Annotated in this window: 10 protein-coding genes; 2 read left to right on the plus strand and 8 right to left on the minus strand. The window is 59.1% G+C overall.

Annotated elements, in window-relative coordinates; translation table 11 throughout:
- Position 1: 1 nt before the first annotated feature.
- The 5 genes from rapA to araB form a co-directional block, all read right to left on the minus strand.
- A complete protein-coding gene (gene rapA, locus IB212_RS03530) occupies positions 2-2,908 on the minus strand; it encodes an RNA polymerase-associated protein RapA (protein WP_028015485.1) in 2,907 nt (968 codons plus the stop codon).
- Positions 2,909-3,036: 128 nt separating this feature from the next.
- Positions 3,037-5,394 (minus strand): DNA polymerase II, encoded by a 2,358-nt coding sequence (polB, locus tag IB212_RS03535; protein ID WP_041911256.1) that lies wholly within the window; start codon positions 5,392-5,394, stop codon positions 3,037-3,039.
- Between the two features lie 74 nt (positions 5,395-5,468).
- A complete protein-coding gene (gene araD / locus IB212_RS03540; RefSeq protein WP_028015487.1) occupies positions 5,469-6,164 on the minus strand; it encodes an L-ribulose-5-phosphate 4-epimerase in 696 nt (231 codons plus the stop codon).
- Positions 6,165-6,211: 47 nt separating this feature from the next.
- Positions 6,212-7,714 carry an L-arabinose isomerase gene (araA, locus tag IB212_RS03545; protein WP_041911255.1) on the minus strand — a complete coding sequence of 501 codons (1,503 nt, stop codon included), beginning with the start codon at positions 7,712-7,714 and terminating at the stop codon, positions 6,212-6,214.
- A 10-nt stretch (positions 7,715-7,724) separates the two neighbouring features.
- Positions 7,725-9,434, minus strand: a complete 1,710-nt coding sequence (gene araB, locus IB212_RS03550; protein WP_041911254.1) for a ribulokinase — start codon at positions 9,432-9,434, stop codon at positions 7,725-7,727.
- Positions 9,435-9,769: 335 nt separating this feature from the next.
- Here araB and araC point away from each other — a divergent pair, with 335 nt between their 5' ends.
- On the plus strand, positions 9,770-10,615 hold the full coding sequence (gene araC, locus IB212_RS03555; protein ID WP_028015490.1) for an arabinose operon transcriptional regulator AraC: 846 nt from the start codon (positions 9,770-9,772) through the stop codon (positions 10,613-10,615).
- 118 nt (positions 10,616-10,733) lie between these two features.
- Positions 10,734-11,501 (plus strand): DedA family protein, encoded by a 768-nt coding sequence (locus tag IB212_RS03560; protein ID WP_028015491.1) that lies wholly within the window; start codon positions 10,734-10,736, stop codon positions 11,499-11,501.
- 43 nt (positions 11,502-11,544) lie between these two features.
- Here the strand turns inward: IB212_RS03560 and thiQ are convergent, their stop codons facing one another.
- From thiQ to thiB, 3 genes are read right to left on the minus strand one after another with little or no spacing between them, the layout of a single operon-like run.
- Positions 11,545-12,246 carry a thiamine ABC transporter ATP-binding protein ThiQ gene (gene thiQ, locus IB212_RS03565; protein ID WP_041911253.1) on the minus strand — a complete coding sequence of 234 codons (702 nt, stop codon included), beginning with the start codon at positions 12,244-12,246 and terminating at the stop codon, positions 11,545-11,547.
- The gene (gene thiP, locus IB212_RS03570; protein WP_041911252.1) at positions 12,230-13,840 is read right to left on the minus strand and encodes a thiamine/thiamine pyrophosphate ABC transporter permease ThiP; all 1,611 of its coding nucleotides are present in this window, start codon (positions 13,838-13,840) and stop codon (positions 12,230-12,232) included. The genes thiQ and thiP overlap by 17 nt, the downstream gene beginning before the upstream one ends.
- Positions 13,816-14,799, minus strand: coding sequence for a thiamine ABC transporter substrate binding subunit (gene thiB / locus IB212_RS03575; protein WP_041911251.1), 984 nt, complete (start codon positions 14,797-14,799; stop codon positions 13,816-13,818). The genes thiP and thiB overlap by 25 nt, the downstream gene beginning before the upstream one ends.
- Positions 14,800-14,821 lie beyond the last annotated feature (22 nt).

Consider the following 14,821-nt stretch of genomic DNA (forward strand, 5'->3'; position numbering starts at 1 on the left):
TTTACTGATGCGTCACAACGATAAGACGCAGGGCGTCCAGACGCCATCCCGCCTGATTCAGGCTTTCCAGCACCTGCTGACGGTTGCTTTCAATTGCCGCCAGTTCGTCGTCGCGGATGTTCGGATTGACCGCTTTTAACGCTTCCAGACGGGACAGCTCGGCAGACAGTTTCTCGTCGGCTTCATTGCGCGCGGCGTCAATCAGGTCTCGGGCCGCTTTTTCAATCTGGATTTCGCCCTGTTGGAGAATGGCGTGCACGTCCTGCTGCACCGCGTTCACCAGCTTGCTGCCGGTATGGCGGTTCACCGCGCTCAGCTGGCGGTTGAAGCTTTCGAACTCCACCTGTCCTGCCAGGTTCGTACCGTTTTTATCCAGCAGCAAACGCACCGGCGTTGGCGGCAGGAAGCGGTTGAGCTGAAGCTGTTTCGGCGCCTGCGCTTCCACAACATAGATCAGCTCCAGCAGCAGCGTGCCTACGGGCAGCGCCTTGTTTTTCAACAGGGAGATGGTGCTGCTGCCGGTATCACCGGAGAGGATCAGATCCAGCCCGTTGCGGATCAGCGGGTGTTCCCAGGTGATGAACTGAGCATCTTCGCGGGATAGCGCCACGTCACGCTCGAAGGTGATGGTACAGCCATCTTCCGGCAGGCCTGGGAAATCGGGCACCAGCATGTGGTCTGACGGGGTTAACACGATCAGGTTCTCGCCACGATCGTCCTGGTTAATCCCGACAATGTCGAACAGGTTCATGGAGAAGCCGATCAGGCTGGTGTCGTCATCTTGTTCTTCAATGCTCTCGGCAAGCGCCTGCGCTTTTTCGCCACCGTTGGAGTGGATCTCCAGCAGGCGGTCGCGCCCCTGTTCAAGCTGCGCCTTCAGCGCTTCATGTTTCTCGCGGCAGGATTTAATCAGATCGTCAAAACCGTCGGTATTTTCCGGCGCGGCCAGGTAACCGATCAGATCGCCATGCACCTGGTCATAAATGGTGCGGCCCGTTGGGCAGGTATGCTCAAACGCATCCAGACCTTCGTGGAACCAGCGCACCAGTACCGACTGAGCGGTTTTTTCCAGGTACGGCACGTGGATCTGAATATCATGCGCCTGGCCGATACGATCCAGACGGCCGATACGCTGCTCCAGCAGATCCGGGTTGAACGGCAGATCGAACATCACCAGATTGCTGGCGAACTGGAAGTTACGCCCTTCAGAACCGATTTCGGAGCACAGCATCACCTGCGCGCCGCTGTCCTCTTCACTGAACCACGCCGCCGCGCGGTCGCGCTCGACGATGGACATGCCTTCGTGGAACACGGCGGCACGAATGCCTTCGCGCTCGCGCAGAACCTGTTCCAGCTGCAGCGCGGTGGCGGCTTTGGCGCAGATCACCAGCACTTTCTGGGAGCGGTGCGCGGTCAGGTAGCCCATCAGCCACTCCACGCGCGGGTCGAAGTTCCACCAGGTGCCGGTATCACCTTCAAATTCCTGATAAATCTGCTCCGGGTAGAGCATGTCACGCGCGCGCTCTTCCTGGGTTTTGCGCGCCCCCATAATGCCGGAGACTTTAATCGCCGTCTGATACTGCGTCGGCAGCGGGAGCTTGATGGTGTGCAGTTCGCGTTTAGGGAACCCTTTCACGCCGTTACGGGTGTTGCGGAACAGTACGCGGCTGGTGCCGTGACGGTCCATCAGCATGTCGATCAGCTCTTTACGCGCGGATCCCGCATTCTCGCTGTCGCTGTTCGCAGCCTGCAGCAGCGGTTCGATATCCTGCTCGCCAATCAGATCGCTCAGAGTGTTAAGTTCATCGTTTGAGAGACGTTTACCAGCCAGCAGCAGCGCGACGGCATCCGCAACCGGACGGTAGTTGTTCTGCTCTTCCACGAACTGAGCGAAGTCGTGGAAACGGTTTGGATCGAGCAGGCGCAGACGGGCGAAGTGACTCTCCAGACCGAGCTGCTCCGGCGTTGCGGTCAGCAGCAGGACGCCGGGCACGCGCTCGGCAAGCTGTTCAATCGCCATATATTCGCGGCTTGGGGCATCTTCGCTCCACACCAGGTGGTGTGCTTCGTCGACGACCATCAGGTCCCATTCGGCATCGCACAGATGCTCAAGACGCTGCTTGCTGCGGCGCACGAAATCCAGCGAGCAGATTACCAGCTGTTCGGTTTCAAACGGGTTGTCCGCGTCGTGCTGCGCTTCGGCATAGCGCTCGTCGTCGAACAGGGAGAAGCGCAGGTTAAAGCGGCGCAGCATCTCCACCAGCCACTGGTGCTGGAGGGTTTCAGGCACGACAATCAGCACGCGCTCGGCAGCGCCAGAGAGCAATTGCTGGTGCAGGATCATGCCCGCTTCGATGGTTTTGCCCAGGCCCACTTCGTCGGCAAGCAGCACGCGGGGCGCATGGCGACGGCCCACGTCATGGGCGATATTCAGCTGGTGGGGGATCAGGCTGGTGCGCTGACCGCGCAGGCCACTCCACGGCATGCGGTACTGTTCGCTCTGGAACTTACGCGCGCGGTAGCGCAGGGAGAAGCGATCCATACGGTCGATTTGCCCGGCAAACAGGCGGTCCTGCGGCTTGCTGAACACCAGTTTGCTGTCGAGCAGCACTTCACGCAGGATGACGTTCGTCTCTTCGGTATCAAGACGCGTTCCGATGTAGGCGAGCAGTCCATTCTCTTCTTTTACGTCTTCAACCTTTAGCTGCCAGCCTTCGTGGCTGGTCACGGTGTCGCCCGGATTGAACATTACGCGGGTCACAGGGGAGTCATTGCGGGCGTACAGGCGGTTTTCACCGGTAGCAGGGAAGAGGAGGGTAACCATGCGCGCATCGACGGCAACGACGGTTCCTAATCCAAGTTCGCTTTCTGTATCGCTGATCCAGCGTTGACCAAGTGTAAAAGGCATAGTTGTTCGGCTCTAATCTTTAATTGCAGGCAATAGTTCGACCCCCGTCAAAAAAGACGGTCATCGAAAAATGGGTCCGGGAATGGAAAGGGCGCTATGGTACTGGATGGCAGCCATTTCGTCACGCGTCAAAATAGGCCAAGTTGCCCTGTCACAAGTGTAGCAAAATCGTCGTCGATGAACGGTAAAATTCCCTCCGCAACCGGCTGAAGCTGGCGGGTCAGGTAGTGATCGTAATCGAGAGGCGACTGCTGGTAATCAACGGGCTCCGGCCCGTTCGTTGTCCAGACATATTTTATCGTCCCCCGGTTCTGATACTGCGGCGCGCGGCCCCGGCGTACATTCTCTTCGTCCGCCAGACGCGCGGCGCGCACGTGGGGCGGGACGTTGCGCTGGTACTCCGCCAGCGGGCGGCGCAGGCGCTTGCGATACACCAGCTGGTCATCCAGCTCGCCGGCCATCAGGCTGGCGATGGTTTCGCGGATGTAGTCCTGATAGGGCTCGTTGCGGAAGATCCGAAGATAGAGCGTCTTCTGGAACTGCTGGGCCAGCGGCGTCCAGTCAGTGCGCACCGTCTCCAGGCCTTTAAAGACCATTCTCTGCTTTTCACCCTCCTGGATCAGCCCGGCGTAGCGCTTCTTGCTGCCCTGGTCGGTTCCGCGGATGGTGGGCATTAAAAAACGGGCAAAATGGGTTTCAAATTCCAGTTCTAATGCGCTGGTTAACCGCTCTTTTTGCAAATGTTCCTGCCACCAGTCGTTTACGAAGGCCACCAGTTCTTTGCCGATTCGTGAGGCGTCGTCTTCAGAATGTGCGCCCTTAAGCCACACAAAGGTTGAATCCGTGTCGCCGTAGATAACGTCATAGCCCCGGGATTCAATCAGCGCTTTGGTCTGACGCATGATGTCGTGTCCGCGCATGGTGATGGACGACGCCAGACGCGGATCGAAGAAGCGGCAGGCGCTGGTACCCAGCACGCCGTAGAAAGCGTTCATAATAATTTTCAGGGCCTGCGAGAGCGGCTTGTTGCCATGACGTTTCGCCTCGTCGCGGCCGTGCCAGATGTTCCCCACAATCTCCGGCAGACAGTGTTTTTCGCGCGAGAAGCGTGCTCCGAGAAAACCTTCGGTGCTGTGCGCGTCGTCTGGCTGCGCCATCCCCTCCACCAGCCCCACCGGGTCAATAAGGAAAGTGCGGATAATTGACGGGTAGAGGCTTTTGTAGTCCAGCACCAGAACCGAGTCATACAGCCCGGGCCGTGAGTCCATCACGTAGCCGCCAGGGCTGGCCTGCGGCGGCACGTCCCCGAGGTTGGGCGCAACATAGCCCGCACGGTGCATTCGTGGGAAATAGAGGTGGCTAAAGGCGGCTACCGAGCCGCCGTGCCTGTCAGCCGCGAGGCCATTTACCGTCGCGCGCTCCAGCAGGAACGGCATGATCTCGGTTTTGTGGAATATCTGCGTCACCAGCTCGCAGTCTTTCAGGTTATAGGTGGCGAGCGCCGGTTTGTCTTCGTTGAAGCGCCGGTCAATCTCGTCCATGCGGTCCCACGGATTGTCGATGGATTTGCCTTCACCGAGCAATTCCTGCGCTACCGCTTCCAGAGAGAAGGAGGAGAAATTCCAGAACGCGGATTTCAGCGCCTCGATGCCGTCGATAATCAGGCGGCCGTTGGCCTGCGCAAAGAACACGCCGTTCTTAAAGCCGTGCTCGCGCCACTCCAGCTCCGTATTTCCGCGCCCGAGCATCAGTGGGATGCGATACCGCTCTGCGTGTTTTTGCAGTACGCGCAGGTCAAACTGCACCACGTTCCAGCCGATCAGCACGTCCGGGTCGTGCTCGGCAAACCACTGGTTAAGCTTCTCCAGCAGCTGCGGTCGGCTGTTGACGTACTCAAGCTGAAAATCGAGCGCGGACGCATCGCCGTTCGGCGGCCCGAGCATATAGACAACCCGCTGCCCGCAGCCTTCCAGGCCGATGCAGTATAGCTCGCCGTGACGGGTGGTTTCGATATCCAGGGAAACCCACTTTAGCGGGGGGCGATAATGCGGATTAGGCTTCAGGCGAGCGTTGATAAGGGTGCCGTTTTGCTCAGCGCCGTCAACCCAGACGGGGGCGGTAATAAACCGCTCCATCAGAAAGCGTTCCGGCGGACGAATGTCCGCTTCGTAGAGCGTCACGCCCGCTTCGCGTAGTAATTTTTCGTAGCGCATCAGTTGGCGATGGGCGCGGCAGTATAGGCCATACACCGGCTGACGATGGAAATCTTTTAGCTCAAGAGGAGTGAGGCGCCAGCCGTTCTCATCGAGCAGCAGTTGTTTTACCTTCTCGACGTAATGTTCAGGGATAAACGCCACGGATTCCTGAGGAGGAAGCGTAACGTGCAGCGGGCCGTTATCTGTCGCCAGCCAAAACGCAACCTCGGTGCCCTGAGGGGTATCCCGCCAGTGTCGGGTCAGTAAAAAGCCTTCTTGCGCCTGTGCCACGCCGCCATCCCATAAAACAAAACCAGGCCTGATTATAGCCTGGTTGAATGTTTTATGCTGGGGATATATACAGTTTATTGTCCGTAATAGGCCTTCGCGCCGTGCTTGCGCAGGTAGTGTTTATCCAGCAGGGTTTGCTGCATATCCGGCAACTGCGGTGCCAGCTGGCGGCAGAAGATCCCCATGTAGGCGATTTCCTCCAGCACTATCGCGTTATGCACCGCGTCTTGCGCGTTTTTACCCCAGGCAAACGGGCCGTGGGAATGCACCAGTACGCCGGGCATTTGCGCCGCGTCGATCCCCTGTTTTTCAAAGGTTTCGACGATCACGTTCCCGGTTTCCCATTCGTACTCACCGTTAATCTCCGCATCGGTCATCAGACGCGTGCAGGGAATGGTGCCGTAAAAGTAGTCCGCGTGGGTGGTGCCGGTGGCCGGAATGGACTGGCCCGCCTGCGCCCAGATGGTCGCGTGACGCGAATGGGTATGCACGATGCCGCCGATAGTCGGGAAGGACTGATACAGCAGACGGTGGGTGGGCGTATCGGACGACGGTTTTTTGTTACCTTCCACCACTTCACCCGTTTCGATGCTGACCACGACCATATCCTCTGCGGTCATCACCGTGTAATCCACGCCCGAAGGCTTGATCACGAATACCCCTTTTTCCCGGTCAACGGCGCTGACGTTGCCCCAGGTCAGGGTCACCAGGTTATGTTTTGGCAGCGCCAGGTTGGCTTCAAGTACCTGACGTTTGAGATCTTCTAACATCGTTGTCTCCCTGCCCGGCGAGCGCAGCGCCACCGGGCATTACGTACTTAGCGTTTTGAACCGTAATAGACTTCGTTCCAGCGCAGCGCGTCTTTAAAGGCTGGCAGACGGGTGTCGTTATCAATCACGGTCAGCTCGATATCGTGCAGCTCGGCAAACTGGCGCATATCGTTCAGGTCCAGCGCGTGGCTGAAGACGGTGTGGTGCGCGCCACCCGCCAGGATCCACGCCTCTGACGCGGTTGGCAGGTCCGGCTGCGCTTTCCACAAGGCATTGGCAACCGGCAGCTTCGGCAGAGAGTGCGGGGTTTCAACCGCATCGACGCAGTTCACCAGCAGGCGGAAACGGTCGCCGAGGTCGATCAGGCTGGCGTTGATGGCCGGACCGGTACGGGTGTTGAAGATCAGACGGGCCGGATCCGCTTTGCCGCCGATGCCGAGGTACTGCACGTCAAGGATCGGTTTCTCTTCAACCGCGATGGAGGGACACACTTCCAGCATGTGCGAACCGAGCACCAGATCGTTGCCGTTCTCGAAGTGGTAGGTGTAGTCCTCCATAAAGGAGGTGCCGCCCTGCAGACCGGTCGACATCACCTTCATGATGCGAAGCAGAGCGGCAGTTTTCCAGTCGCCTTCACCCGCAAAGCCGTAGCCCTGCTGCATCAGACGTTGTACGGCCAGACCCGGCAGCTGTTTCAGGCCGTGCAGGTCTTCAAATGTAGTGGTAAAGGCGTGGAAGCCGCCCTGTTCCAGAAAACGCTTCATGCCCAGCTCAATGCGCGCTGCATCCAGCACGTTCTGGCGCTTGTCGCCGTTGATTTGCGCCGCAGGCGTCAGGCGGTAGCTGCTTTCGTACTCGTCCACCAGCGCGCTCACGTCGCCGTCGCTGATTTCATTCACCACCTGCACCAGGTCGCCCACCGCCCAGGTATTCACGGAGAAGCCGAACTTGATCTGCGCCGCGACTTTATCGCCGTCGGTCACCGCCACTTCACGCATGTTGTCACCGAAACGCACCACTTTCAGGTGGCGGGTATCCTGCTTAGAGACCGCCTGACGCATCCAGGAGCCGATACGCTGTTGCGCCTTGCCGTCCTGCCAGTGGCCGGTGACCACAGCGTGCTGCTGGCGCATGCGCGCGCCGATGAAGCCGAACTCGCGGCCGCCGTGCGCGGTCTGGTTCAGGTTCATGAAGTCCATGTCGATGCTGTCCCACGGCAGGGAGGCATTGAACTGAGTGTGGAACTGCAGCAGCGGTTTGTTGAGGATTGCCAGGCCGTTGATCCACATTTTGGCCGGTGAGAAGGTGTGCAGCCACACGACCAGGCCGGCGCATTTGTCGTCGTAGTTGGCGTCACGGCAGATATTGGTGATTTCGTCCGGCGTCGTACCCAGCGGCTTCAGCACCAGTTTGCACGGCAGTTTGGCTTCCGCGTTAAGCGCGTTAACCACGTGCTCCGCGTGTTTCGTTACCTGCTGCAGCGCTTCCGGTCCGTACAGATGCTGGCTGCCAATCACAAACCACACTTCATAATTATTAAAAATGGTCATCATCGTGTCCTTAATGGGTCAGGGTTGCCGTAGTGTCCGCGGTGCTTTTGGCCGGGGCGGCGACAGGGAGATAGTGAAGCTCGGCGCTTTTTGCCCATTGCTGGTAGCGCTGATAAAGCTGTTCAAAGCGTTGTGCCTGCTGGACACGCGGCTGGAGCGTGTTTTCGACGGCGCTTGCCATGTGCTGCTGCGCGGTCGGGATATCCGCATGAACGCCTGCGGCCACGGCAGCGAAAATCGCGGCGCCCAGCGCGCAGCACTGATCGGAGGCCACAATCTGCAGCGGACGGTTCAGCACGTCGCAGCAGGCCTGCATAATCACCGGGTTTTTACGGGCGATACCGCCCAGCGCCATCACGTTGTTCACGTCGATGCCCTGTTCGGTGAAGCACTCCATAATGGCGCGCGCGCCGAACGCGGTGGCGGCAATAAGACCGCCGAACAGCGCCGGGGCATCGGTCGCCAGGTTGAGATCGGTAATCACCCCTTTCAGGCGCTGGTTGGCAAACGGCGTGCGGCGACCGTTAAACCAGTCCAGCACCACCGGCAGGTGGTCGAGAGACGGATTTTTTGCCCAGGCTTCGGTGAGCTGCGGCAGAAGCTGTTTTTTGCTCGCGGTAATCTGCGTTTTCAGCTCAGGATGCGCGGCAGCCAGCCGATCCAGCGGCCAGCCCAGCACGCGGCCAAACCAGGCGTAGATATCGCCAAACGCGGACTGACCGGCTTCGAGGCCGATAAAGTCCGGCACCACGCTGCCGTCCACCTGGCCGCAGATGCCTTTTACCGCGCGGTCGCCGACGCTGGCTTTATCTGCCGTCAGGATGTCGCAGGTGGAGGTGCCGATCACTTTCACCAGCGTGTTAGGCTGCGCACCCGCGCCCACGGCACCCATGTGGCAGTCGAACGCGCCGCCGGAAATGGTCACGCTTTGTGGCAGGCCGAGACGCGTCGCCCACTCTTCGCAGAGCGTGCCGACCGGAATATCGGCGGTAAAGGTGTCGGTAAAGAGCGGGTATTTCAGGTTTTTGTTGATAATCGGGTCAAGTTCATCGAAGAACGCTGCCGGAGGAAGACCGCCCCAGCCTTCATGCCACAGGGATTTATGCCCGGCGCTGCAGCGGCCGCGGCGGATATCCTGCGGGCGAGTGGTGCCGGAGAGCAGGGCGGGAACCCAGTCGCACAGCTCAATCCAGGATGCCGCGGCCTGGGCGACCGAAGCGTCCGCGCGGGTAACGTGCAGGATTTTGGCCCAGAACCATTCGCTGGAGTAGATGCCGCCGATGTAGCGCGAGTAGTCGGTTTTTCCCGGCTGATGGCATAAGCGGGTGATGGCTTCCGCCTCTTCCACGGCGGTATGGTCTTTCCAAAGCACGAACATGGCGTTCGGGTTGTCGGCAAACTCCGGGCGCAGCGCCAGCACGCGGCCTTCAGCGTCCACCGGGGCTGGCGTTGAACCGGTGCTGTCGACGCCAATCCCCACGACGTCGGCCCGCTGGGCGTCAGTCAGTTCAGCCAGCACGGTTTTGATCGCCGCTTCCATCGATTCAATGTAATCGCGCGGGTGGTGACGGAACTGGTTGTTTGGCGCATTGCAGTAGCGCCCCTCTTGCCAGCGCGGATACCACTCAACGCTGGTTGCTATCTCCTGGCCAGTCGTACAGTCCACTGCCAGCGCGCGAACCGAGTCGCTGCCAAAATCGAGGCCAATTGCAATTGCCATGGTGTTGCTCCATCCGAAACAGGTATGGAAGAACATTAGAGACTGGGGATAAAAATCGTCAGGCAGGATCCGCTAATCTTATGGACTAAATTGCTGTTACGACGGAAAGTGTGACGCCGTGCAAATATTCAATGTGGACATTTCTGCCGCACTTATAGACACTTTTGTTACTGCTTCTCTGCCCGTGTCGGCAGAAAAATCAGGGGAAAAGGCTGAAACATGGCGGACGTAAAAGAGGCGTGATGCTTTTTGGATCTTTTCGCAGGCCATTTTTATACTGCTTTTAACGATATGGACAAATGGTTTCCTTCAGGACCCTTGGGAGAACTGAATCTATGGCCGAACCGCAAAACGATCCCCTGCTGCCGGGATACTCATTTAACGCCCATCTGGTGGCGGGGCTGACGCCAATTGAGGCCGAGGGGTATCTCGATTTTTACGTCGATCGACCGCTCGGCATGAAAGGGTATATTCTGAACCTGACCGTACGCGGGGAAGGGGTGATCAAAAACGGCGATCGGCAGTTTGTTTGCCGCCCGGGCGATATGCTGCTGTTCCCGCCGGGGGAGATCCACCACTACGGGCGTCACCCGGACGCCAAAGAGTGGTATCACCAGTGGGTCTATTTCCGCCCGCGCGCCTACTGGCAGGAGTGGCTCTCATGGCCGGCTATTTTCGCGCAAACCGGTTTTTATCGTCCGGATGAGGCGCATCTGGCGCAGTTTCGTGAACTGTTCGCACAAATTATTGAGGCGGGGCAGGCGGGCGGGCGCTATGCCGAACTGCTGGCGATCAACCTGCTTGAGCAGGTGCTGCTGCGCCGCATGGAGGCGATCAACGAGTCGCTTAACCCGCCGCTGGATAACCGCGTCCGCGACGCCTGCCAGTACATCAGCGACCATCTGGCCGACAGCCAGTTTGATATCGCCAGCGTTGCCCAGCACGTCTGTCTTTCGCCGTCCCGCCTGTCACACTTGTTCCGCCAGCAGCTTGGCGTGAGCGTGCTGAGCTGGCGTGAGGATCAGCGCATCAGCCAGGCAAAGCTATTGCTCAGCACCACCCGGATGCCTATCGCGACCGTCGGACGCAACGTGGGCTTTGAAGATCAGCTCTATTTCTCTCGCGTGTTTAAGAAGTGCACCGGCGCCAGTCCCAGTGAATTCCGCGCGGGATGTGAATAAACGGTAAACATTCAGGTGAACTTCAGGAGCATCCTGTAAACTATTCAGACAATTGATGCCTTGACGCGGTGCGGGGCGCTAAGCAGAATCGCTGATTCGTTTTCTGACCGGAATAGTTATGCAGGCATTGCTGGAACACTTTATTACCCAGTCCGTTATGTACTCGCTCATCGCTGTGGCGCTGGTGGCGTTTCTGGAATCGCTGGCGCTGGTTGGGCTGATCCTGCCCGGCACCGTGATGATGGCGGGGCTTGGGGCGCTTATTGGCAGCGGTGAGGTCAATTTCTGGCAGGCGTGGCTGGCCGGGATTATCGGCTGCCTGCTGGGGGACTGGATCTCCTTCTGGCTGGGCTGGCGCTTTAAGAAGCCGCTGCACCGCTGGTCGTTCATGAAAAAGAACAAAGCGCTGCTGGATAAAACCGAACATGCGCTACACCAGCACAGCATGTTCACCATTCTGGTAGGCCGCTTTGTCGGGCCAACGCGTCCGCTGGTGCCGATGGTGGCGGGGATGCTGGATCTGCCCGTCGCAAAATTCGTGGTGCCGAACATTATCGGCTGCGTATTCTGGCCGCCGTTTTACTTCCTGCCGGGGATCCTCGCGGGTGCGGCCATTGATATCCCTGACGGTATGCAAAGCGGTGAGTTCAAGTGGCTGCTGCTGGGAACGGCGGTACTGCTGTGGCTGGCGGCCTGGCTCTGCTGGCGGCTATGGCGCAGCGCGAAAGCCAGCGTCGATCGCCTGACGCACTATCTCCCGCGCACGCGCCTGCTCTGGCTGGCCCCGCTGACGCTGGGCGTGGCGGTGGTGGCGCTGGTTGCGCTGATTCGTCACCCGCTGATGCCGGTGTACGGCGAGATCCTGTTGAAGGTGGTGAGCCGTTAAGGTGTTTTCCCTCTCCCCGTGGGAGAGGGCCAGGGTGAGGGCGTCAGACCGCACGAATGCCCAACAATGAAGACGCCCCCGTGTTACCACTCAGAAGTTCTTCTGTTTCTCCATCCCACAAAATCCGTCCCTCCGCGATCACTACCGATCGCGGTGCAATGCGTGCGGCATCTTCAATGCTGTGCGAAACCATCAGCATCGTGATCTGCTGGCGCTGGCAAACCTCTTCCACCAGCGAGAGCATCTCCTGGCGCAGGGCCGGGTCGAGTGCCGAGAAGGGTTCGTCGAGCAGCAGCAGCGGCTGCTCGCGCACCAGACAACGTGCCAGCGCCACGCGCTGACGCTGGCCGCCGGAAAGCTCACCGGGCAGTCTTGAAATCAACGCGGACAGGCCCATTTGTTCGGCAATCACCTCCAGCTTCTGACGCTGCGCAGCATTGAGTTTTAACCCCGGATCGATTCCCAGCGCGATGTTCTGCCACACCGTAAGGTGATTAAACAGATTGTTTTCCTGAAACAGCATCGACACCGGGCGCTTAGCCGGCGGAGCGTAGGTATACTCGCCATTATCAATGACTATCGACCCGCTGACAGGCTGCAAAAAACCGGCAATCAAATTGAGCAGGGTACTTTTACCGGCCCCGCTTGGGCCAAGCACCGCAATTCGCTCTCCCTGACGAACGGAGAGGGTAAAACGCATCGGCAGATGCTGGTAAAGCCAGGTTACATCAGTCAGTTTTAACATCACGCCCCGGGAGTTGTTCGATAACGGTAAATAACGCAAAGCACAGCACCAGCAGTAAAAGTGCCGTGACCGCGCCGTCCTGGCTGCGATAGGAGCCAATTTGCTGATAAAGCCAGAAAGGCAGCGTGCGGAAATCCTCGTTGCCAAAGAGGGCCACCACGCCAAAATCCCCAATCGACAGCACGCAGGCGAAGGCCATCGCCTGGGCGAGCGGCCGCTTCAGGGCGCGTAGTTCGACCACTTTCAGCCGCCGCCAGCCCATAATGCCAAGGGAGTGGCACAGGGCGCTGTACCGGCTGTTAACATCCCGCATCGGGTTTTCCAGCACCTTCAGCGCGTACGGTATGGCCATTAAGGCGTTGGTAAAAATGACGATGCCGTCGGCGCTTTCCGGCAGGCCGATGGTGCTGTTAAACAGTAAAAAGAAGCCGGTCGCCAGCACAATGCCCGGCATCGCCAGGATCAGCATGCCCGTCAGTTCCAGCGCGTGTCCGGCTTTACGGGCATGTCGCGCGTACAGCTCGCGGCTGCTCCAGAGCAGCATCATGGTGAGCGTCACGCACACTAGCCCGGCTGCCAGCGCGATACGCAATGAGGTCCATGTGGCTTGCCACAGGACCGGCTGTTGAAGTACCGATACCACATTCCGGTTGAGGCCATCGGCGATCACGGCCAGCAGCGGCGGCAGCAGAAGCAGGAGCGCCAGCGCAATCAGCATCACGTCCGAGATGCGGCTGTGCAGGCTGTCCTGCGGATCGCGCCAGCCAGAAAGATTATTGCTTCCTGCGGGGATCGCTTTGCTCAGCCGCTGGCTGAGTAACACCAGCGCCAGGCAGCACACCATTTGTACGATCGCCAGCAACGCGGCGCGGCCCGGATCGTAGTCGTAACTTAATGCCTGATAGATCGCCAGCTCAATGGTGGTGGCCTGCGGGCCGCCGCCGAGAGAAAGCACGGTCGCAAAGCTGGCGAAACAGAGCATAAAGATCAGCGCGGCCACCGGGGCAATTTGGCGTCGCAGCCACGGCCATTCGACAAAGCGGAAGAATGACCATCCGCGCATGCCGAGCTGGGCCGCAATTTGGCGCTGCTCGCCGGGTATGTTCTCCAGCGCCTGCAAAAAGAGGCGCGTCGCCATCGGCATATTGAAGAAAATGTGTGCCAGCAGGATGCCCTTCAGCCCGTAGGGAGAGAAGGTCCATTCCAGGCCTAAAGACGCGAAGAGGGAGGCCAGCCAGCCCTGGCGACCGTATACGCTCAGGATGCCAAAGACGGCCACCAGCACGGGCAGGATCAGCGTCATGGCGCACAGGCGCAGCAGGGCTAGCCTGCCGGGGAAACGTCTGCGATAGAGGGCGCGCGCAAGGAAAATGGCCGGGATGACTGACAGCAGCGCGGAAAGAAACGCCTGCAAGAAGGAGAAACGGATAACGTGCCAGAGATAGCTATCGTGCCAGAGCGCGAGCAGATCGCTCTCTGGCGCGTTAAACCACAGCGCCAGAAACGCTCCCAGACTGACGACCACCATCAGTATGGCGGCAATCAGTCCGGGAACTAACCAGCCGGGGATCAGCGGCTGACGGCGCGTTGCCATTCGCTTATCCATGCGGCACGCTGAGCGGCAACCTGCTGCGGCGTAAATTCCAGCGCGGTCTGCGGTTTGTTCAGCTGCTCAAAGCCTGCTGGCAGCGTCGCGTCGGTAACCGGGTACATCCAGTTGCCCGTCGGAATGGCGTTCTGGAATGCCGGGGAGACCATAAATTTCAGGAACTTCTCGGCCAGTTCCGGCTGTTTGCTGGCGGCGGTGCGGGCAGCCACTTCAACCTGCAGGTAGTGACCTTCAGAGAAATTCGCAGCCGCGTAGTTATCTTTCTTCTCGGCAATAATATGATAGGCCGGAGAGGTGGTGTAGCTCAGCACCAGATCGCTTTCGCCTTTAAGGAACAGGCCGTAGGCTTCGCTCCAGCCTTTAGTGACCGTAACGGTTTTCGCAGCCAGCTTTTGCCACGCCTCCGGCGTTTTGTCTCCGTAGACTTTCTGCATCCACATCAGCAGACCCAGGCCCGGCGTGCTGGTCCGCGGATCTTCATAAATCACGCGCCACTTCTGGTCGCTTTCCACCAACTCTTTCAGGCTCTTCGGCGGGTTTTTCAGCTTGTTTTTATCGTAGACGAAAGCAAAGTAGCCGTAGTCGAACGGCACAAAGGTGTCGTTTTTCCAGCCGCCCGGCACGTTAACGGCCTCTGCCGCGACGCCGCTTTTAGCAAAGAGTTTGGTTTGCGAGGCGGCCTCCAGCAGGTTGTTATCCAGTCCGAGCACCACGTCGGCCTTGCTGTTTTTCCCTTCCATGCGCAGGCGGTTGAGCAGCGAAACGCCATCTTCCAGCGCCACGAACTTCAGCTCGCAGTTGCAGTCCGCTTCAAAGGCTTTTTTGACGACCGGGCCAGGGCCCCAGTCGGCGGAGAAGGAGTCGTAGGTGTAGACCGTCAGAACAGGCTTAGCAAAAACAGGCAGCGCAACCAGCGCCAGCAGAGGAAGAACGTTTTTTAACACTTTGCACCTCAGGGTTGAGTGG

It is taken from the genome of Enterobacter sp. E12, assembly GCF_014596715.2.
In the GTDB taxonomy this organism is placed as follows: domain Bacteria; phylum Pseudomonadota; class Gammaproteobacteria; order Enterobacterales; family Enterobacteriaceae; genus Enterobacter; species Enterobacter bugandensis.

Excerpts from the sequence above, each read along its gene's own strand:
- IB212_RS03560 (WP_028015491.1), top strand. The coding sequence starts at position 10,734 with ATGCAGGCATTGCTGGAACACTTTATTACCCAGTCCGTTATGTACTCG.
- thiQ (WP_041911253.1), bottom strand. The coding sequence starts at position 12,246 with ATGTTAAAACTGACTGATGTAACCTGGCTTTACCAGCATCTGCCGATG.
- rapA (WP_028015485.1), bottom strand. The coding sequence starts at position 2,908 with ATGCCTTTTACACTTGGTCAACGCTGGATCAGCGATACAGAAAGCGAA.
- araB (WP_041911254.1), bottom strand. The coding sequence starts at position 9,434 with ATGGCAATTGCAATTGGCCTCGATTTTGGCAGCGACTCGGTTCGCGCG.
- araA (WP_041911255.1), bottom strand. The coding sequence starts at position 7,714 with ATGACCATTTTTAATAATTATGAAGTGTGGTTTGTGATTGGCAGCCAG.
- thiP (WP_041911252.1), bottom strand. The coding sequence starts at position 13,840 with ATGGCAACGCGCCGTCAGCCGCTGATCCCCGGCTGGTTAGTTCCCGGA.
- araC (WP_028015490.1), top strand. The coding sequence starts at position 9,770 with ATGGCCGAACCGCAAAACGATCCCCTGCTGCCGGGATACTCATTTAAC.
- araD (WP_028015487.1), bottom strand. The coding sequence starts at position 6,164 with ATGTTAGAAGATCTCAAACGTCAGGTACTTGAAGCCAACCTGGCGCTG.